The organism is Chlamydiifrater volucris (genome assembly GCF_902806995.1).
Lineage (GTDB): Bacteria > Chlamydiota > Chlamydiia > Chlamydiales > Chlamydiaceae > Chlamydiifrater > Chlamydiifrater volucris.
Genome location: NZ_LR777654.1, coordinates 896,009 through 916,151, shown reverse-complemented (window position 1 = coordinate 916,151; position 20,143 = coordinate 896,009). Strand labels below are relative to the sequence as shown.

The window sequence follows — 20,143 nt, the reverse complement described above, 5'->3', positions numbered from 1 at the left end:
TTAGAGAGGCTAGATTTTCGAAAAGAGTGTTGGGATGAAGAGATATAGAAGAAATCATTGGTATTTCATTATTTTTGTGTTCGGCTTTGCTCTTTACAATGTCTTGCCGACCTGTCTTTACTATTCTCGCCCTGTTGGTCAGGAATTTGGACCTAAAGAGTCTAGAAATTTGGTGGGAGAGATCGTCCGTAAAGTAGATAAGACCTATAGGGACTCTTTTGCACGGATTCGTGGTATCACTAGAGAAATTCAAGTTAGTCCAAAGGGGATAAAGAGAAATGATCGGATTCCTGGGGTGATAGATGTTTTTTTTAAAAAGAAGGACGATGCTGATTTATTTGCAGATAAAATTGCCTTAGCAGAGCGCTCCGTGCCTTTTTCTTCCCAGAGACTGTATGTAGTGGGTGTGCAGGAAGAAAGTGGGGAGGTTTGTGTACAGGTGGCTTCGGCAATTTTGAGCCCTGTCTCTTCTCAAGATTTTCGTTTCATAACGCGAAATCCAGACTCTTCCGAGTATCGTCGGGGAATTTTAAGAACTGCTAGCGATATTGCTGCCAAAGTTTTTCAAGAAAATGAGTCCGCTTCTTGCTGTGGGTATCTCTCTCCATTGTCTTCTCCCGGAGCTAGAGAATTTGCTCTGGCCTTTGCAAAAACTTTATCGGAACAATTGGATTGTCTGCCAGAAGTATTGACCTCCAGGCTAGTAGCTTTTTCCTTAAGGGAAAATAGGGAGTTAGAAAGTTTTGTTAGACAATTAGATAAAATTACTAAAGACCCAACAGCATCTAAGGAAGATCAGAATGTTTGTGCCGCTCTTTTGAAGAAAATTCAAAAAGAACGAGTATTCTTTCATAGGGAACCAACAAATATTACTTCTCGTTACTTCGATTGCCGACACAAACATCCATTGTTCAGCTCTGTTGAAGTTTTGTACTCTCAAGGGGAGATATTGTTTAACCTCGACAAAGGCATTCTTGAGATTCTTGATAATCCAAAAAATTCTTCTGAGGATCTAAATAAAATAACTTCTATCAATCGCATGTTGCAGAAGGAGAAGGAACGCATAGCGGACATTACTGGTCTTGCCGTTTCTGAGGGAGATAAGGGGTTCATTGTTTCATTGTTCTCCTCTCCGGAAGTCAAAGGGCATATTATCTTTGATGGTTCCTCTGTTTTGGAGTCATATAAAAAACACATTTTGGGGCTAATTTCTAGGAATTGGGCCCCAAAATCCACTGATTTTTCTCGCTCAGTCTTTCCTGTCAGCGATAAGGAACCTTTAGAAAGAGATCAGTTTGGATGTTATGTATTCTTCCCAAAAGAAAGTTGTAGACATTTTCGTAAGGGGAGGCTGTACATTGTTTTGAAAGGTGTAAATGCCTTTATTGAAAAATATCGTCAGATCGAAAACGAAGAAGAAAGAAAGAATTTTGATGAAGATGTCCGATCTTTATTAAGATGTTTCTACCATTTAAATGTGTCTGTGGCTGGTATTGGCGAAGATAGGGTGTTTGAAGTTAGAGAACCTTTTTCTTCCATCCTGGATTCTTCGGAGGAAGCGTTTTCTACTTATGGAGAGCAGGCTTGTTTGGATTTAACTAGTGTGCAGCAATATTTAGCAAGCAAAAGTAAGATCGAAACGTCTAGACAAAAAGAACTCCTTCTTTGGAAAGAGCGGTACGAGAAAGCTAAGTGTTCTGGTAATTTGCAAGAAATTTTTTGTACGGCAACTCCTCACCGCAATGTTTTCTATGAAAATTGTAAGTTGAATATTAGGAAGTATTGGCGAGGAGAAAAGGTTTTAAAGTGGGGAGTAGATCTGGCAGGCGGAAAACATATAAAGTTAGCTTTCAGAGATCATCGAGGGGAAGCAATTGTTGATAAGGAAGAGATATCTCGTATTTACGATGAACTGTACGCTCGATTGAATAAGTTAGGCGTGTCTGAAATAGAGATGCGCAGAGAAGGTAGCAATATTCATTTAAGTGTTCCGGGGTGCTCAACCCTTTCTGCGAAAGAGATTCTAGGTTTTTCCTCCATGACTTTCCATGTTGTGAATGAAAAATTTTCTTCTTCGGGAAGTTGTGGAGCTAAAGCCAGTATTTTCTTAGATTACCTCAGGTATCGCTCTCTTGCTGAAAATAAGACCTCCTCTAAGGAGATCACAGAGCTTGCTGGGAAAATTTTTTCAGGAGAGATAACTGTTCCCCAATCTTTGGAGTCTGTTATTGAAGAGCTAAAAACTTCAGGACTGAAATTTTCCAGTGGGTTAGAGCTAAAATCCGGGGATGTAAACGAGCAGCTTTCGGCTGTTATTGTAGCAAAAGATGTGGAAGAAGGGATAAACCCTTTGGTTATAGTCTTTAGTACTCCTGCTTTAGAAGGCTCCGCTCTTTCTGATATTTCTACGGATTTTTCCTCCAGCGATGGTTACTCCTTGAATTTCTTTGTTAAGAAAAGATTGCTTAGAGAAGATGGCTCAGTGAGTAATCCCTCTGATTTGCTACACGAATGGACTTCAGCATTTTGTAAGGAAGCCGTGCAGAGATCTCAGAAATCCTCAGACAGTCATGGTCGGGGATGGCGCATGGCGGTTGTTGTCAATGGAGAAGGCATTAGTTTCCCAGCTTTAAATGCTCCTTTGAAGGAGTCAGCCAGGGTTACGGGTAACTTTTCATACGGAGAAATTAATCGTTTGGCTAATGATTTAAGGGCTGGGACATTATCTTGTTCTCCCGAGATTTTATCGGAAGAGACTATAGCTCCTGAATTGGGTAAAGCACAGAGATCTCAAGGGCTTATTTCTGCAGCCGTGGGAGTAGTTCTTTTAATGGTTCTAATGTGTGTCTACTACCGCTTTGGGGGAATCATTGCTTCTGTAGCCGTCTTATTGAACCTCATTTTAATTTGGGCGGCTCTGCAGTACATGGATGCCTCAATGACTTTGTCTGGGCTTGCGGGTGTTGTTTTGGCCATGGGTATGGCCGTGGACGCTAATGTGCTTGTTTTTGAACGGGTGAAAGAAGAGTATGCTAAAAATAGTGATCTAGCTGCTTCCTTAGAAATGGGATATAAAAAAGCTTTTGGAGCAATTTTTGATTCTAATTTAACAACAATTCTTGCTTCCCTGTTGCTGTTTTTCATGGATACAGGTCCTATTAAAGGGTTTGCATTAACTTTGGTTCTTGGAATTTTTTCTTCCATGTTTACCTCTTTATTTATGACCAAGTTTTTCTTTTCTATTTGGATGGAAAAAACTGGCAGCAAGGAATTGAACATGATGTCGAGATTTTCTCGAGTGAATCATAATTTTTTAGGCGGCTGTCGCAAGGCTTGGGCAATTTCTACTCTCATACTTTTGGGCGGAGGAATAGCTCTATCCTGCGGAGCCATGGACTCTCTTCCTGGGATTGATTTCAAAGGTGGATATAGTTTTGCCTTAGATCCCTCGGATACTACGCTAGATGTTGTTCAAGCTACATCTTTCGGGGAGGAAGTTGGAAAACGATTAGTAGCAGCGGGCATTTCTCGAGGTGATTTTCGTATTAAGACTTTTGGTGGATCGCAAAAAATTAGAGTATACCTAAGTTCCAGGTCTCTCGAAAAAACAAAAAAAACCTTAGAACAAAATCCTTTGGATTCTGCTAGATCTCTCTTGGAACGGACTGGATTGTTCGCGGAAAATGAAGCTGCAATCATAGGGAAAGAGTGGTCTCAGGTAAGTGGTCAGTTTTCAACACGTATGTGTCAGCAAGCTGTAATAGGTCTTTTTTCTGCACTAGTAATTATTCTTTTCTATATAGCTATGCGTTTTGAGTGGAAGTATGCTGTTAGCGCCGTGGTAGCGCTAGTTCATGATCTTTTTGCTACGTGTTCTGTGTTAGCTGTTGTGCACTTTTTCTTGAAGAAGGTCCAGTTGGATCTGCAAGCTGTCGGAGCCTTGATGACTGTCCTTGGTTATTCATTAAATAACACTTTGATAGTATTTGACAGGATTCGAGAAGATTATAAGGTAGGCTCTTCTATTTCATCGAAGGCCGTAGTTGAAAATGCATTGCGGGGAACTTTTAGTAGGACAGTAATGACAACCTCTACGACCCTCTCAGTATTGTTGGTATTGTTGTTCATTGGAGGGGGAGCTATCTTTAATTTTGCTTTCATTATGACTGTCGGAATTGTTCTAGGAACTCTCTCATCTTTGTATGTTGCTCCGCCCCTTTTGCTATTTATGCTGCAGAAAAGAGGTCAACCTAATAGTTCTCAATAGGGGTGGTTGTGTTTTATTAAAGGAGATCTCACAAGGTAGAAGTGGATTTCAAAAATATCTTCTGTTACCCTTAGAGCAGAGCATGGGGCTTTTTATGGGAGCTAGAGACTGGGAGGTGTGTTGGATTTTTCCCAAGGAAGATATCTCCCGTTGTAGGGCCTTGTGTAAGGCTTTTAAGCTTCATCCGGTCCTTTCAAAGGTTTTAGTTGCACGAGGAATAAGGGATGTGTCCTCCGCGCGTGGCTTCTTATATCCTAGATTGTCTGAATGTTTAGATCCCTTGCAGATCCCCAATATGGCGGCGGCTGTGGAAAGGCTCTTGCGTGCCAGACGCAATAGGGAAAGGGTACTAGTTTACGGAGACAACGATGTGGACGGTATTACGTCGGTAACTTTGTTGACGGAATTTTTTCACCAGGTTCACATCGACGTGGAATATGCTTTCAATCGGTTACCTTTGAATTATCAGCATTCCTCTCCACACTTAGCCAACGAGGCACAGGAAAAGGGTGTTCGTCTAGTGGTCACGGTAGATTGGGGGACTACGGCTGTCAAAGAGATTCAAGACATACGAAAAATGGGTATAGATGTTGTTGTTACAGACCATCATGAGCCTACAGGAAGATTTCCTAAGGGAGTGGCCATTGTCAATCCAAAATTCTTCGAGAACTATCCTAATAGAGAGTTGACAGGAGTAGGAGTAGCTTTTCAGCTAGCGATGGCAGTATTTCGATCTCTTTTAGCATCCAAAGAAATCCAAGAAGATCACATTGATATATATAAGTTTTTGGATCTAGTAGCCTTAGGCACGATTGCTGATCTCGGGGAATTATCAGGAGAGAATCGAATTCTTGTTAGCCATGGTATTTCATTAATTCGTGAAGGGAAAAGGCTGGGGTTAAGGCGGTTGCTAGAAATTTCGAAGATAGACTATAGCAGGGTAACAGCCTCTGACATAGCATTGAGAGTTGCTCCAAAGTTGAACAGTTTGGGGCGGTTATCTGATCCAGCTAAAGGGGTGGAATTATTACTGTCTATAGATAGTATAAAATCCCTTCAATTGGTTAAGAAAATTTTTGAAATTGATAGGGAAAGAAAAGAGCTAGAGAGGAAAGTTTTTTGTGATATAGAAAAATTTTTGAAGAATAATCCAAGTGAAACAAAAAAGGCGGCATTGGTTTTATCTTCAGATTTATGGCATCCTAGGATAGTTCCGATCATCTCCGCAAAGCTTTCGAAACAGTATAACAAACCAGTAATCATAATTTCTTTTTCCGAGGAGATTGGCAAAGGGTCAGCCAGGACATACATGAATTTCCCTTTGTTAAAAGTGCTTAAAAAATGTTCTGATCATTTCCTTTCTTTTGGAGGACATAATTTTGCAGCAGGCTTATCGATTCGAAAAGAAAATTTTGTATCTTTTAAGAAAAAGTTTATACACTTAGTCCAATCCTCTACTCATTGCAAACATCGGAAAGAGGATTTATTTCTGGATGCAGAAGTGGACTTTTCAGCTTTGGACCATGAGCTTTTATCTTCTATAGAACTATTAGAGCCTTTTGGTAGAGGAAACCCTTCCCCGCTATTTTTTACCACCGCTAGGCAGTATCGTTCTCCAAAGTTAGTTTCGGGTTCTCACATCAAATTATTTTTGGAAAAGGATGGACAGCATTTTGAGGGAATAGCGTTCTCCATGGAACATCGTCTAAAAGAACTTAAGAATGCTGGGCTCAGTGAATTAAAAGTAGCTTATACGCCAAGAATTATCTGTTCTCCTTTTTTGGGAGAGGTAGTACAATTGCTGGTCCGGGATTTTATTTTTTAGGTTTGCAATGTCTACGGGGTCCGTATCTTTGTCCAAGCAATCTACTCAGAATTTGTTAAAGATGGTTTCGTCGTATGCCGATGTTATTTACGAGCCTCTTTACCCAGGTGTGAAAGGTGGTTGTTACTCAAGGGTTTGTAGTGCAGCAAGCTGCATAATTCGAATCATTAAGATAGTTCTTAAAGTTTTGCTTTACATTGTGCTTTTCCCTTTGGGGGTCCTTTGGATTTTAGGAAAATGCTGTCAATATGCTGTTCTGCCTATTTCGAGCAAATTTTTCTTCAACCAGGTGATGGGGTCTTTAAGCCCTAGTAAATCAAAGCTTCTCACGCAGAACATACGCATTTTGTGGAAAAGTGGTGTTAGGCATTGCTACAGAATACCCATTGCCGTTGCTTCAGATTGCGTCATTGATACTGTTGTGATGTCTTTTGTTGAAGACAGAAGAGAGGCTTTTGATGAAAAATGTGCTAGACCCTGGGTTTTAGTTGCTTTAGGGAATAGTGAAGCTATAGAAGGCGGTTGTCGAGAGGAAATTCTTTATCTGGCTGAGAGATTAAAAGCGAATGTTATGATGTTCAATTATCCGGGGGTAGGGAAGAGTACAGGAACCCCTACTATGGCAAAATTGGCTCAAGCCCACTCGGCGTGTTTGGAGTTTTTGGAACGTTACCGCCCTTCTCACATCTACTGTTACGGTTTTTCTTTGGGTACAGTAGTTCAGGGAAGGTCGTTGTCTGAGCATCCTATGAGAAAAGACGTTAAGTATATAGCAATCAAAGACAGGGGTCCTGCTTCTATGGGTGAAGCAGCCGACAGTTTGGCCAGAGTGATCCCTATGGCTAAAAGAATTTTAACCTTCTTTAATTGGGAAGTTAACCTGGCTAATTTAGTCAAAAATTCAAAAATCCCTGAGATCATCATTTGCCCGGTGGATGGTTATGGGGAGGCGGCTTCTGACCATCTTTTTGATGTGGATGTTTCTTTGGGAGCGAGGTGTTTGTCGGAAAATTATGAAAGTACAGGTCATGTTCGTGTGGTAAAAGAGCCTCACGTATCACACGCAGCGCCTCTGTCTTACATGTGTATGGACGAAGTCTTCGATGCAATACATGGATTTTTTGGCACGGTTTTATCTCCCCAGGAAGCTGAAGGTTTTTCTCAGGGTTCTCAAGGGGCTGAAAGTTCCTCCCAGGAAGCTGAGGGTTTTTCTCAGGGTTCTCAAGGGGCTGAAAGTTCCTCCCAGGAAGCTGAGGGTTTTTCTCAGGGTTCTCAAGGGGTTGAAAGTTCCTCCCAGGAAGCTGAAGGTTTTTCTCAGGGTTCTCAAGGGGCTGAAAGTTCCTCCCAGGAAGCTGAGGGTTTTTCTCAGGGTTCTCAAGGGGCTGAAAGTTCCTCCCAGGAAGCTGAAGGTTTTTCTCAGGGTTCTCAAGGGGTTGAAAGTTCCTCCCAGGAAGCTGAAGGTTTTTCTCAGGGTTCTCAAGGGGTTGAAAGTTCCTCCCAGGAAGCTGAGGGTTTTTCTCAGGGTTCTCAAGGGGCTGAAAGTTCCTCCCAGGAAGCTGAAGGTTTTTCTCAGGGTTCTCAAGGGGCTGAAGGTTCTTCCTAGGAAGTTTTTTGACATCTTACGCTTATTTTCCAATCAAACTTTTTTAAGTGAAAGATTCTTCTCTCCCGTTCTCAGATGTGCTGTTCTTTTGCTTTTAATTTGGGTTAGGAAGTGAGGTGTTTGTGTATGCAAATAAGGAGGATTGGTCTGTGGTTTTTAAGGGGTTTGTTAAGATATCTTGTTGTTATCAAAAAAATAATTCGGCTTTAGGGTCGGTTAGAAATTTAATTAAAATGCCCCTACTTTATGTTGTGGGGTATTTTTTTGTGTTTTTTATAGTTATAAGTTCTTAAATCTCTTAAAGATAGTTAGTCTTAAAAACTTGATTAATAATACTTTTCTTGGAAAAATGAATGCTTCAGTTTTTTTCTTAAAACTAGGATTCAACTAACTTTTAGTTCGTTATCAAAGTAATTACATGCTGATGGGGGGAGGTTTCAGGCATATGGCATGCGAACAAGATAATCAAATTGGAATTGTAGGCTCGGTGCATTTGGACGAAGCAGGAAGCATAGATCATAACGAAGAAACAGCTGCGGCTTCTGGGCTTGTTTCTATTACTCAAGCCGCCAAGTTGAATAGCGTAACCAGGCAGGCTATTTATGTGGCTATTAAGCAAAAGAAGTTAAGAGCTACTAAAACCACTAGGTGGGAAATAGATCTTAAAGATTTAGAAGAATATAAGAAGAATCGTTACTCTAGAAAGAAGTCCCTGTATAATGGGGAGCTTGTTTTTGATAATGAGAAAGGGTATTTCTCCGTAAACCAAGTAGCTGAGATGCTGGGTGTTCCCGTTCAAAAAATTTATTATGCAACAAGGACTGGGGCCATTACGGGATCCAGAAAGGGAGCCGCCTGGGTTATCCATGAATCTGAAATAGCTCGCTACAAGGAAGAGTACTTGAGTAAGAAGCATTCTTTGTCAATGAAAGACGGAGAGTTCTCTTCGTCGTCAGTAACGGTAGATCCCATGGCTAACAATTAGTTCTCAAGAACTTCGGAATAATTTCTTGGTCTTGAAACCTCTTGGAGAAGGCTGAAAAGCCTTCTTTATTTACATATAATTTTCGAAGCATAAAACACTTGAATTAATACTTATTTACAGGTATTAATTCGCCTTTTTGTTCTTTTTAAGTATCCAGAGAGAAGACGTGTTTCGAGATGTTCGTGTTCGTATAGCGCCATCCCCTACAGGAGATCCTCATGTAGGTACTGCCTATATGGCTCTTTTCAATATGATTTTTGCCAAAAAGTTTGGCGGTAAAATGATCCTCAGAATAGAAGATACTGATAGGTCTCGTAGTCGAGAGGATTATGAAAGGAATATCTTTGATGCTCTCAGGTGGTGTGGAATCACTTGGGATGAGGGACCAGATGTAGGAGGACCTCATGGGCCATATCGTCAGTCTGAGAGGACAGAGATATACAGGAGACACGCAGAAATTCTATTGCAGAAGGGGTATGCATACAAGTGTTTTGCTACGCCTAGCGAACTGGAAGAGATGCGATCAGTTGCTAGCAAACTCGGATACAAGGGTGGGTACGATCGTAGATACCGATCTTTAAGTGCCGACGAAGTTCAAGAAAGAGAAGCTGCGGGACAGCCTTACACTGTTCGATTAAAGGTGCCTCTCACCGGGGAGTGTGTCATTAATGACTTAGGTAGGGGAAGAGTGGTATTTCCTTGGGCAGACGTTGATGATCAGGTGTTGTTAAAATCTGACGGGTTTCCTACGTACCATTTAGCAAACGTCGTTGATGATCACCTCATGGGAATCACCCACGTTTTTCGTGGGGAGGAATGGCTAAGTTCTACTCCTAAGCACTTGCTTCTTTATGAAGCTTTTGGTTGGGAGCCTCCAATTTTTCGACATATGCCTTTGTTGCTTAACCCTGATGGGAGTAAGCTATCCAAAAGGAAGAACCCAACGTCCATTTTTTACTACAGGGATGCGGGGTATTTGAAAGAGGCGTTTATAAATTTCTTATCTCTTATGGGTTATAGTATGGAGGATGATGCGGAAGTTTATCCTCTATCCAAAATGATAGCAAACTTTGACCCGAAGAGGATAGGGACTTCTGGGGCGGTGTTTGATATTAATAAACTGAATTGGTTAAACAAACATTACATTAATCATGAGTTTTCAGAAGAAGATGTCATTTCTCGCATGGAGGAGTGGGCTTTAAATAGAAAGGTTTTCCTTCCCTTAGTTTCTCTTTGTAAATCGCGTATGTCTACGTTTAGCGATTTCATTGATTTATCTAAGTCTGCTTTCGAAATCGTTCCTGAATATTCTAAGGAAGATCTTTTGCCAACTAACCTTTCTGAAGAGGTGGCGGCCTCGCTCTTGTTTTGCTATCTTAAGGTCCTGGAGAGAGATGATTTGTGGAGAAAAAACGATTTTTACGAAGGATCAAAATATATAGCTAATCTTTTTGAAGTAAATCACAAAAAAGTAGTAATGCAGCTGCTTTTTGTTTCGATAACAGGGAAAAAACAAGGGTTGCCTCTGTTCGATCTTTCAGAACTTATTGGAAAGTCGAGAATTAGAGTCCGTTTATTGCGCGCCATAGCGCTCTTAGGAGGGTTAACGAATAAGAAGATGCAAGCTTTAGAAAAGGCATTGCAAGCCGGTACTCTATAAGGAAAATTTTTAGTTAATTTTTGACTTTCCTTTTCTTTTCAGACACTACAGAAGATGGCGGCCTTGCGGATTCTTCGTTCCGCATTTTTTTGTTAGATTTAGCAAAAATTGCTTCGGCGAGTCTTCTGTTAATTGCTTTTGCTCTACCTTTCAAAGGTTTATCTGAGCCGCTGTCTGCTATTATGTAAGCTCTTTGCGGGGGGCGGGGGGAGCATCCGCTAATTACTGTGGATAAAACCGACAGCATTACTAAAAGGTAAGATTTTTCTTTTGTAACAAAAAAAGTTTTCATAACTATCAGTGTAATTAAATGTGATTTTAATTATCAATTTTGATTTGTTTCTCTTATTTGTTTTGTTTATTTTTTTTGGGCAATGATTCTTTCTTTTGATTTTCAGTTGCTTAAAACTATGTGTTTATAAATTAAAATTTTTTATTTGATAATTTATTGTTTTTCATTTGTAATAATGCTGTAGGGGCGAGCTTTTAATAAAAGTATCGTTGGTTTTAACAAAACAATTAGTTTGTTTTTAATTAGACCTTAAGGAGTCGTAAATATATGAAAAAAATTATCTTGTTTTCAGCACTTGTAGCTGGTGTTTTTGGTTTAAGCAGCTGCTGCAGAATTATTGATTGCTGTTTCGAAGATCCTTGCATGACATGCAATCCTTGTGAGGAGAAGAAAGAGCGAAATGGTGGTCCTTGCAACCTTTTGCCTTCTTGTGCTAAGCCCACTTGCCCTAAAGGATGTGAAAGCAAAGAGAAGCCAGCGTCCAAAGGCTGCTGTGGCAACAGTAATAAGTGTCACGCTCAATAGTGAGTAGCGTAAGTTAAGGCGAACAGAATTGATAATGTTCGCCTTTCTTTTGTCATGTGACTTTATAAAAAAAGTTAAAGAAGTTATTGAAGAAATTATTCGGGGTTGAAAGATTCTGACTATTTCTACCCAGTGGCTGATGAACAAAATCCAAAATTGCTTTAGGAGATCCCATGTCCAAACTCATAAAACGGGTGATAACGGTTCTGGCAATGACGAGCATTTATAGTAGTTGCTTTGCCAGTGGGTTCGAGCCCTCCTCGCTAAGAACCAAAGGTCTAGTAACCCGAGTTATCTCTGCGAATTCTCAAAGAGAGATAACGCTTGTTTCTTCAAAAAAATCTCGTTTTGACCGTAAAAGTAAAAAGCAGACACTATCTCAAGACAGTTCTTGCGCTTCTAGCGAGAATAAAAAGTATAATAATGATAAAAAGCTTAGCGCTAGAGAAGAAAACTGCTACGGCAGGATGTATTCTGTGAGAATCAATGACAATAGCAACGTGGAAATATGTCAATCTGTTCCAGAATTTGCTACTGTAGGATCTCCTTATCCTATCGAGATTATTGCAATAGGCAAAAGAGACTGTGTAGATGTTGTCATTACTCAGCAGTTGCCTTGCGATGCAGAGTTCGTAAGCTCTGAACCAGCTACAAAACTCAGTTCTGATGGAAAATTAGTTTGGAATTTGGACAAACTCTCTCAAGGAGAGAAACGAAAAATCGTTGTATGGGTAAAGCCCCTTAAAGAAGGTTGCTGCCTTACTGCAGCCACAGTTTGTGCCTGCCCTGAACTGCGTTCTTACACACGTTGTGGTCAACCAGCTATTTGCATCCGTCAAGAAGGTCCCGAATCTGTTTGTTTGCGTTGTCCTGTAGTGTACAAGATAGAAGTGACAAACACTGGTTCTGCTACTGCTAAGGGTGTAGTGGTCGAAGATGTTATCCCTGAGGGGCTTACTCATTCTTCTGGACAAAAAGTTCTTACGTTTAACCTTGGTGATATAAAACCGGGTGAGTGCAAAACTCTTAATGTGGAGTTAAGTGCTAAAAAACGAGGAAAATATACTAATGTAGCTACAGCAACCTTCTGTGGCGGACACAAATGTACAGCCAACGTTACAACAGCTGTTAATGAGCCTTGTGTACAGGTCAATGTAAGTGGACCTGAGTGGGCGTATGTTTGCAAGCCTGTGGAGTATACTATTACTGTTTCTAATCCAGGGGACTTGGTGCTCTATAATGTTGTCTTAGAAGATACAGCAGCACCTTCTTCTACCATCATTTCTGCGCCAGGCGCTGAGGTTTGCGGTAACAAAGCAGCATGGTGTATTCCAGAACTTTGTCCAGGGGAAACTTTACAGTTTAAAGTTACTGTAAAGGCTCAAGGGATAGGCAGATTCGCAAGTGGTATCAAGGTAAAATCTGATTCTGATTGTGGGAAATGTACCTCTTGTGCAGAGATTTCTACTGTATGGAAGGGATTGGCTGCAACGCACATGTGTGTGCTTGATACCAATGATCCTATTTGCATAGGTGAGACGACTGTATATCGCGTTTGCATCACTAACAGAGGATCTGCTGATGATGCTAATGTTTCCTTGATCATGAAGTTTTCTAGAGAGTTACAGCCTGTTTCTGTCAATGGGCCCACAAAGGGAACTATATCCGGAAATACTGTGGTCTTCGATGCTCTTCCGGTTCTTTGCTCTAAAGAATCTGTGGAGTACTGTGTAACTCTAAAAGGTGTATCCGCTGGGGATGCTAGAGGCGAAGCTATTCTTTCTTCTGATTCTTTATCCACTCCAGTTTCTGATATAGAAAACACACACGTTTATTAACCATCTATCTTGTATTGTGGTGGTTAATAAAAAAGCGCTCAAGAAATTGAGCGCTTTTTTTGTCTCTTAGGATGTTATTTTTTCAATACTAAGACGTTCTTCCAGAGATTTGGCAGGAATAGAGCTATCATACTTTTGCTATTACGTACATTTCTCTATAGAAATTCTTCTTGAGCTTTGAAATTGTTTGGTTTGGCAGATAAGGGTTTCTGAGAGTTCTCAATTAGGTGACAAAGTACTCCTCACTAAGGGAATGCAAAAGGTGTTTTTATGGGACTAAAAGACAATTCAAAGGAAGGCTTTTAAGTATATTCTTTGAGAATATTTCTTGAAACATACCAGCAATCGTGAAATCAGAAGGAGATGGTTATTTAAAAAATATTGTAGAGGATGAGTAACTAATTTCCTTGGCTTTGCTTGATAAGGATCATGTCTTTTAGGATATTTACAGATTCTTCCATTTGAATATCATTGAGTCCAAAAGAATCTTTGGACCCTTCTTTCCGGATGTTTTTTAGAAAAGCTTGGAAGTTTTTATTAGTACTTAGTCTTAAAGAACTATTTTCGCTCAAAGTGGGGAGCATATTTCTCCAAGTATCTTCGCGTTCTTGTAGATCAGGAAGATAATAAGATCGGAACCACTTTTTAGTTGCGGCATCGAGATCTAAGAGATCATCTTCGAGTACATTGATGCATTGATCTGCAGGTAGGGGATTATCTAAAAATTTTTCTCCAATCTTTTCTTCTCCGTACCGACTAGGGATGATGATATCAGATTTTACACCCTCCAGTTGAGTTGAAGATCCTGACGGGGAATAATATTTCCCTATAGTTACTTTAAAAAATGATTCTTCGTCCCTGTTTCCAGTAACCGTTTGATGCTGAATGGTTCCTTTTCCATAAGTTTGTTGGTCACCAACGACAATGGCCAGTCCATAGTCTTTAAGAGTTTGAGCAACGATTTCTGAAGCGGAGGCTGAACCTTTGGATACTAAAACAACTAGAGGACCATCATAGAACTTAGTTTTCGAAAAAGTTCGGTATCTTTTTATGCTTCCATCGGAGTATTTAGAGACGACAGCAACACCGTTTTTCATGAACAGGCCAGCCACCTTTACTGCTTGGGACAGGAACCCTCCATTGTTTTCTCTAATATCGAGGACCAGCCCTAACAAATTATGTTTTTTTAGATCGCTTATGGCCTTTTTCAGATCATTTTCGCTGGATACAAGCCCTTCCCCTTCGTAAAAGGAATGCAGAGTCACTTTCCCTATAACTCCATTACCGAAAGGTTCTTCGGAGATATCTACACGTTTGTCAGATAGTTTTATTTTTGAACGGGTAAGATGCACGGATTCTAAGGTTCCATCCTCTTTCATAACCCCCAAAGTCACGGAGGATCCCTCATTTCCCCTTAATATTTCAAGAACTCCTTTAAATGATATGCCCTCTATTGATTGCCCGTTCACACTTTGGATAACGTCCCCTGGGGAGAGTTTTTTTGAGATTTCTGCAGGACCTCCAGGAATAATTTCTCGTATAGTAATTCCAAAGATATCTTCTCGAAGAACTACTCCTATGCCACACATCCCTTTTTCTAATTGTATGCGCATAGCAAGGGCTTCTTCCTTGCTAAAGTAAGCAGTATGAGCATCGAGGCTGTTGGCAATAGATTTTAACGCACGAACAAGGATATAGTGTTTTTCTTCCTCTTCAGGCATTTGGTTGCCGTACTCGTTAATGCCTAGATAATCGTTTTCATAGTTTGTCAACTGTTTTTCACAGAGGAGAACAAGAAGTTCTTCTTTCCCTGCATAACGATTTTCCTTGCTCTCTTCTAGGTACGCAGACAAGTAGGAAAGGAAGAAATTTAAGTGACGTGTTTTTAGAGTCTGTATAGAAGGAGAGAATTCTTCATATTTCTCGAAGGAATAGATTTCTTTGGCTTTATTGACTAATTCAACTGGATTTTTTCGCCATTCACAACGCCAACTTCTAGCCCTAAAGATAGATTCTTTAATAGTGTCATTAATTTTTTGGTACACAGAGAAATTGTGATTTTTGTAGTTGTATGCAAGATTTTTCTTAATATCCAAAGACTGTGTGCTGGATTTCCACTCCTTCTCCGTTAAATAAACTTTATTCATATCAAAAGTTTTCATGTAGCAGGCCAAGGATCTAGCAAGGACTAACGGAGAAATTTCTTTGTTGTCTACATGATATTGTGCTAATTGATCCGCTGTTTTTTTTACTATTTCTTCTGTGAGAAGTGTTGATGTAGATAAACATAATCTGGGGAATATCCAAAGAAAGACAAAGAAAGAGCGAATAATTCGATTCATCATAAAGCGGAAGCCGTTGCACATTGTGTAACGGTATATTCGGTTGAATTCGGGAACTCTTTAGTGTTTTCTTAAAAAACGAGTATATTGAGTTGCTTTAGTGCGGAGGGAAGAGAGAATTATAAGTTTGGAAAAGAATTACTTGAAAATGAGTGAAGATAGCAAGCAGCTGTCTAAGAGTAAATTAATGGCCAAAACACCTAATGCAATGAAAGCTAAAAAACTTCCAAGGATAAAATAAGCCCCGCTAAAGAACAAGGCCGTGGGAGGTAGAAAACTTAAGGAGATTAGGACGGCAGCTATAGATAGAAATATGACAGCCATAGAAACTAAGCCTACTCGACGTACAGCGTAGCTATCGCAGTTCCACAAATCTTGAAATTTTAAGGATGCTGTAGAATTCTCTGGAGAGATACTAAGATTCATAAATTTAATCAAGGTTGATGCTAAACATGTTACTGTATTTCAGGTAATTTGCTCAATGGGTTGTTAGAAGCGTTTTTAGATTAGACTTTTTTATAAAAGTCGATTTATTTTCTCCGTTGGAGTTTTGTGTGTTTTGGTTATAAGAAGGTTTGTTTGATTTTTTTGATTGTTAAAGGGTAATACGGGTGAGTTTTTTTTTGAAGATGTCGGGGTTTTTTGGAAGGATAAGGAACTTTTGTTCTCCGATATTTTTGCTGATATCTTCCCTTTGTATGGTTTTTTCGGTTTTTGCTGAAGTTTCTCTTGAGTCAGTTTTTAGGAGTGATGTAGCTTTTGAGGAAAGTTTCCATCCATTGCCTCTTAGGGTCATGGTTTTTGGGAGCTCCTTTGTCGATATTGCTTTGGAGGTTAGTGAAGATTTTCTTGTGAGGTCGGGTCTTAGAATTGGAGATCCTAGCATTGCTGATATTGCTACGATACGTAAGATTGTGATGGAGTACGAATCGGAATATGATAGGCCAGTACCTTCTAAGAGGAGGGAACCTGTTAGCAATTTAAAAAAGCAGTTATCTCGGTTAGGGATTTTATGTGTGGACCACCTTGAAAAACGTGGTCCTATGGAGAACGAGGCAGCTAAGGTACAGCTCTCTCTATATTCCCCTAGCGGGAAAAGAGCTTCTTGCTATTCTGTAACTGGCATCGAGGATTTAGTTAAGAAAGGGATAGACTCTTCCAAATTTGGATACAATGAACATACCTTAGTGGATGGCCATCTTCTTTTCTATGATGACTACGTGGAGAAGGTCCTAAGGATTTCCAAGGATCGGGAGAATCGCGTTATTCTTGACATGTCAGACCAATTGGCGGTAAGGGAACTGCGATTGAGGTTTTGGCGTTTGCTGCCTCAAGTGGACGTGATATTTTTGTCCGGGGAGTCTGCAGGGATTTTTACCGGAATGGGATCTCCGCTAGAAGCGTGTAAGTTTTTATCTAAATTTCGCAAGCTAGTAGTGATTAAGGATGATAATTCAAAAATATTCTTCATCTCTGACCCGAGCAACCCTGGGGTATGTCAAAGACATTTCGCCAGTCAAGAGAAGGCCGAGATGTTCCGAACTGGGTTCATGTTTGGTTACTTGAATGGGGCCCGATCGGAATATTGCGTAAGCTGCGCCGAGTCGCTTTCCAGCGAAGAGAGTTTAGCGTAAAAAAGAAGTTTTTAAAAAGAACTTTTACTTTTTTTATAACAATCTTTTTCATAACTCAGAAAGAGATCGTTCCTGAAATAACTCCTTGCAAACAAACGTTCCTTACTCTATAGTTCTCCGCTTATAGAAAGGTTGAATCGAGATAAGGATCATGCCGACCATAAATCAGTTAATTCGTAAAGGACGAAAATCTACAGTGGGCAGGAAAAAGTCTCCTGCTTTGCAGCGTTGCCCTCAGAGAAGGGGTGTTTGTCTGCAGGTTAAGACAAAGACTCCGAAGAAACCGAACTCGGCTTTGCGTAAGGTTGCTTGGGTTCGCTTGTCCAATGGGCAGGAAGTTATTGCTTACATTGGTGGAGAGGGGCATAACCTTCAGGAGCACAGTATAGTGCTTGTTCAAGGTGGGAGGGTAAAAGATCTTCCTGGTGTGCGTTATCACATTGTGAGGGGAACTCTTGACTGTGCTGCAGTAAAGAATAGGAAGCAAAGTCGCTCTCGTTATGGGGCGAAGCGTCCTAAATAATAGCGATCTTATGTAGTTTGCGTTGTTTGTTCTAACAAGAAGAATTTTTAGAGGTTTACCATATGTCGAGAAGGCATTCTGCCGAGAAGCGTATAATTCCAGGGGATCCCGTTTATGGGAGCGTTATTCTTGAGCGCTTTATTAACAAGTTGATGTTGCATGGGAAGAAGTCTAAGGCCAGAAAGATTGTCTATGGCGCCTTGGATCGTTTTGCCAAGAAGGTTGGGGCGGAGAGCGTGATGGATGCTTTTGAAGAGGCGTTGGAGAATGCTCGGCCTATTCTTGAGGTGCGATCTCGTCGAGTTGGGGGTGCTACTTACCAGGTGCCTGTGGAGGTGGCTCCAGATAGAAGAAACTGTTTAGCTATGCAGTGGATTATCAAGCATGCTAGAGCCAAGGCTGGTAAAAGTATGGAAGTTGGTTTAGCCGCAGAGTTGGTGGATTGCTTTAACAAGCAGGGCGCGACGATTAAGAAGCGAGAAGACACTCACAGGATGGCTGAAGCTAATAAGGCTTTTGCGCACTATAAATGGTAGTCGGTAATTGGTTGGGTTAGTAAGTAGATGAGTAAAGGGAATTTCGATTTAGCGGACGTAAGAAACATCGGCATCATGGCTCATATTGATGCGGGTAAGACAACAACGACCGAAAGGATATTGTACTATGCCGGAAGGACTCACAAAATTGGTGAGGTTCATGAGGGTGGTGCCACTATGGACTGGATGGAGCAAGAGCAGGAAAGGGGTATTACGATTACTTCTGCTGCTACCACAGTTTTTTGGTTGGGAGCCAAGATCAATATCATCGATACTCCTGGTCACGTAGACTTTACTATTGAGGTGGAGAGGTCGCTCCGAGTTTTGGATGGGGCGGTGGCTGTTTTTGATGCTGTTTCTGGGGTCGAGCCTCAATCGGAGACTGTATGGCGCCAAGCTGATAAGTATGGGGTTCCTAGGATTGCTTTTGTCAATAAGATGGATCGTATGGGGGCTGACTATTTTGCTGCCGTTGAGTCTATGAAAGAGAAGCTTGGGGCTAACGCAGTTCCTGTTCATTGTCCTATTGGTTCTGAGAGTCAGTTTGTCGGAATGGTCGATATTATTTCGAGAAAGGCTTTGTACTTTTTGGATGAGACTTTAGGAGCCAAGTGGGAGGAAAAAGAAGTTCCAGAAGAGTTAAAAGATCAGGTGGAAGAGCTTCGTGAGAAGCTTCTAGAAGAGTTGGCTACTGTTGATGAGACTGATGAAGTGTTCATGGAGAAAGTTTTGGAGAATCCAGACTCCATCACTGAGGATGAGATACATGCAGTGATGAGAAAAGGGGTTATTGCAAACAAGATCAATCCAGTTCTTTGTGGGAGTGCGTTTAAAAACAAAGGTGTTCAGCAATTGCTCGATGTGATTGTCAAGTGGTTGCCCTCTCCTTTAGACAGGGGTAAGCTCCGTGGTATTAATCTAGAAACGGGAGAAGAAATTCTCTTAGAGCCCAGAGCTGACGGTCCTTTGGCTGCTTTGGCCTTCAAGATTATGAGTGATCCTTACGTAGGTAGGATTACCTTCTTAAGAATTTATTCTGGAACTCTTAAAAAAGGTTCTACAGTTCTTAATTCTACAAAGGACAAAAAAGAGAGAATATCTCGGTTGCTGGAAATGCACGCGAACGAGAGAACTGACAAAGAAGAGTTTACTGTTGGGGACATCGGAGCTTGTGTAGGTTTGAAATTTTCCGTTACAGGGGACACATTATGTAGTGAGGGCGACGAGATAGTTCTAGAAAAAATAGAATTTCCTGAGCCCGTAATAGATATGGCTATTGAGCCGAAATCCAAAGGGGATAGAGAGAAGTTGGCACAGGCTTTGAGCGCTCTCTCGGAGGAAGATCCTACGTTCCGCGTCTCGACGAATGAAGAGACTGGACAGACTATCATTTCTGGAATGGGTGAGTTGCATTTAGATATTCTTCGAGATCGGATGATCCGAGAATTTAAAGTAGATGCTAATGTTGGAAGGCCTCAAGTTTCTTACAAAGAGACTATTACCACTTCAGGAAGCAGTGAGACCAAATACGTTAAGCAGTCTGGAGGGCGAGGACAATATGCTCACGTCTGTTTGGAAATTGAACCTAATGAGCCAGGAAAGGGTAACGAGATTGTTAGCAAGATTGTCGGAGGGGTTATCCCTAAGGAGTATATTCCTGCGGTAATCAAAGGAATAGAAGAGGGGCTATCCAGTGGTGTTTTGGCTGGTTATGGTTTGGTCGATGTCAAAGTGAGTATCGTGTTTGGATCCTATCACGAGGTAGACTCTAGTGAGATGGCATTCAAAATATGTGGTTCTATGGCTGTGAAGGAGGCTTGTCGTAAAGCTAAGCCGGTCATTTTGGAACCAATTATGAAAGTGACCGTTGTAACCCCAGAGGATAATCTTGGAGATGTTATCGGAGATTTAAACCGTCGTCGAGGAAAGATTTTGGGGCAAGAGAGTTCCAAAGGAATGGCTCAAGTGGGTTCTGAAGTGCCTTTGAGCGAGATGTTTGGTTATACAACTTCTCTGCGTTCTTTAACATCAGGTCGAGCAACCTCTACGATGGAGCCTGCATTCTTTTCAAAGGTTCCTCAAAAGCTCCAGGACGAGATTACAAAGAAATAGA

General features: G+C 40.9%; 14 protein-coding genes. 11 read left to right on the top strand and 3 right to left on the bottom strand.

Translation table 11 applies throughout. The features are described from left to right. Positions 1-34: 34 nt before the first annotated feature. From secD to gltX, 5 genes are all read left to right on the top strand, one after another. Positions 35-4,267, top strand: a complete 4,233-nt coding sequence (gene secD / locus KJA62_RS03775) for a protein translocase subunit SecD (protein ID WP_213318684.1) — start codon at positions 35-37, stop codon at positions 4,265-4,267. Between the two features lie 82 nt (positions 4,268-4,349). Continuing rightward, the gene (gene recJ / locus KJA62_RS03770) at positions 4,350-6,092 is read left to right on the top strand and encodes a single-stranded-DNA-specific exonuclease RecJ (protein ID WP_213318683.1); all 1,743 of its coding nucleotides are present in this window, start codon (positions 4,350-4,352) and stop codon (positions 6,090-6,092) included. A 7-nt stretch (positions 6,093-6,099) separates the two neighbouring features. Next, complete coding sequence (locus tag KJA62_RS03765; protein ID WP_213318682.1) at positions 6,100-7,695, top strand: CPn0927/CPn0928 family alpha/beta hydrolase fold protein; 1,596 nt, start codon at positions 6,100-6,102, stop codon at positions 7,693-7,695. A gap of 445 nt (positions 7,696-8,140) precedes the next feature. Then, positions 8,141-8,680 (top strand): helix-turn-helix domain-containing protein, encoded by a 540-nt coding sequence (locus KJA62_RS03760; RefSeq protein ID WP_213318681.1) that lies wholly within the window; start codon positions 8,141-8,143, stop codon positions 8,678-8,680. A gap of 166 nt (positions 8,681-8,846) precedes the next feature. Beyond that, positions 8,847-10,340 carry a glutamate--tRNA ligase gene (gltX, locus tag KJA62_RS03755; RefSeq protein WP_213318680.1) on the top strand — a complete coding sequence of 498 codons (1,494 nt, stop codon included), beginning with the start codon at positions 8,847-8,849 and terminating at the stop codon, positions 10,338-10,340. Between the two features lie 13 nt (positions 10,341-10,353). Here the strand turns inward: gltX and KJA62_RS03750 are convergent, their stop codons facing one another. Then, positions 10,354-10,632 (bottom strand): hypothetical protein, encoded by a 279-nt coding sequence (locus KJA62_RS03750; RefSeq protein WP_213318679.1) that lies wholly within the window; start codon positions 10,630-10,632, stop codon positions 10,354-10,356. A 267-nt stretch (positions 10,633-10,899) separates the two neighbouring features. Between KJA62_RS03750 and KJA62_RS03745 the strand changes: the two genes are divergently transcribed. Both KJA62_RS03745 and KJA62_RS03740 read left to right on the top strand, forming a co-directional pair. Beyond that, a complete protein-coding gene (locus KJA62_RS03745; protein WP_213318678.1) occupies positions 10,900-11,157 on the top strand; it encodes a small cysteine-rich outer membrane protein in 258 nt (85 codons plus the stop codon). Between the two features lie 173 nt (positions 11,158-11,330). After that, a complete protein-coding gene (locus tag KJA62_RS03740; protein ID WP_213318677.1) occupies positions 11,331-12,995 on the top strand; it encodes an OmcB family cysteine-rich outer membrane protein in 1,665 nt (554 codons plus the stop codon). Positions 12,996-13,393: 398 nt separating this feature from the next. Here KJA62_RS03740 and tsp read toward each other — a convergent pair whose 3' ends face one another. Next, positions 13,394-15,337, bottom strand: coding sequence for a tail-specific protease Tsp (tsp, locus tag KJA62_RS03735; RefSeq protein WP_213318966.1), 1,944 nt, complete (start codon positions 15,335-15,337; stop codon positions 13,394-13,396). Between the two features lie 138 nt (positions 15,338-15,475). Continuing rightward, complete coding sequence (locus tag KJA62_RS03730; RefSeq protein WP_246481894.1) at positions 15,476-15,763, bottom strand: hypothetical protein; 288 nt, start codon at positions 15,761-15,763, stop codon at positions 15,476-15,478. A gap of 203 nt (positions 15,764-15,966) precedes the next feature. Between KJA62_RS03730 and KJA62_RS03725 the strand changes: the two genes are divergently transcribed. The 4 genes from KJA62_RS03725 to fusA all read left to right on the top strand — a co-directional run bounded on the left by KJA62_RS03725 (position 15,967) and on the right by fusA (position 20,142). Continuing rightward, entirely contained in the window at positions 15,967-16,971 is a 1,005-nt protein-coding gene (locus tag KJA62_RS03725; RefSeq protein WP_213318676.1) for a hypothetical protein, read from the top strand. A gap of 151 nt (positions 16,972-17,122) precedes the next feature. Continuing rightward, positions 17,123-17,494, top strand: coding sequence for a 30S ribosomal protein S12 (rpsL, locus tag KJA62_RS03720; protein WP_213318675.1), 372 nt, complete (start codon positions 17,123-17,125; stop codon positions 17,492-17,494). Between the two features lie 62 nt (positions 17,495-17,556). Beyond that, positions 17,557-18,030: a 30S ribosomal protein S7 gene (gene rpsG / locus KJA62_RS03715; RefSeq protein WP_213318674.1), complete on the top strand. Its 474-nt coding sequence runs from the start codon at positions 17,557-17,559 to the stop codon at positions 18,028-18,030. 27 nt (positions 18,031-18,057) lie between these two features. Further along, entirely contained in the window at positions 18,058-20,142 is a 2,085-nt protein-coding gene (gene fusA / locus KJA62_RS03710; RefSeq protein ID WP_213318673.1) for an elongation factor G, read from the top strand. The last annotated feature ends 1 nt before the right edge of the window (position 20,143 follow it).

Excerpts from the sequence above, each read along its gene's own strand:
- secD (WP_213318684.1), top strand. The coding sequence starts at position 35 with ATGAAGAGATATAGAAGAAATCATTGGTATTTCATTATTTTTGTGTTC.
- recJ (WP_213318683.1), top strand. The coding sequence starts at position 4,350 with ATGGGGCTTTTTATGGGAGCTAGAGACTGGGAGGTGTGTTGGATTTTT.
- KJA62_RS03765 (WP_213318682.1), top strand. The coding sequence starts at position 6,100 with ATGTCTACGGGGTCCGTATCTTTGTCCAAGCAATCTACTCAGAATTTG.
- KJA62_RS03760 (WP_213318681.1), top strand. The coding sequence starts at position 8,141 with ATGGCATGCGAACAAGATAATCAAATTGGAATTGTAGGCTCGGTGCAT.
- KJA62_RS03750 (WP_213318679.1), bottom strand. The coding sequence starts at position 10,632 with ATGAAAACTTTTTTTGTTACAAAAGAAAAATCTTACCTTTTAGTAATG.
- KJA62_RS03745 (WP_213318678.1), top strand. The coding sequence starts at position 10,900 with ATGAAAAAAATTATCTTGTTTTCAGCACTTGTAGCTGGTGTTTTTGGT.
- KJA62_RS03740 (WP_213318677.1), top strand. The coding sequence starts at position 11,331 with ATGTCCAAACTCATAAAACGGGTGATAACGGTTCTGGCAATGACGAGC.
- tsp (WP_213318966.1), bottom strand. The coding sequence starts at position 15,337 with ATGAATCGAATTATTCGCTCTTTCTTTGTCTTTCTTTGGATATTCCCC.
- KJA62_RS03730 (WP_246481894.1), bottom strand. The coding sequence starts at position 15,763 with ATGAATCTTAGTATCTCTCCAGAGAATTCTACAGCATCCTTAAAATTT.
- KJA62_RS03725 (WP_213318676.1), top strand. The coding sequence starts at position 15,967 with ATGTCGGGGTTTTTTGGAAGGATAAGGAACTTTTGTTCTCCGATATTT.
- rpsL (WP_213318675.1), top strand. The coding sequence starts at position 17,123 with ATGCCGACCATAAATCAGTTAATTCGTAAAGGACGAAAATCTACAGTG.
- rpsG (WP_213318674.1), top strand. The coding sequence starts at position 17,557 with ATGTCGAGAAGGCATTCTGCCGAGAAGCGTATAATTCCAGGGGATCCC.
- fusA (WP_213318673.1), top strand. The coding sequence starts at position 18,058 with ATGAGTAAAGGGAATTTCGATTTAGCGGACGTAAGAAACATCGGCATC.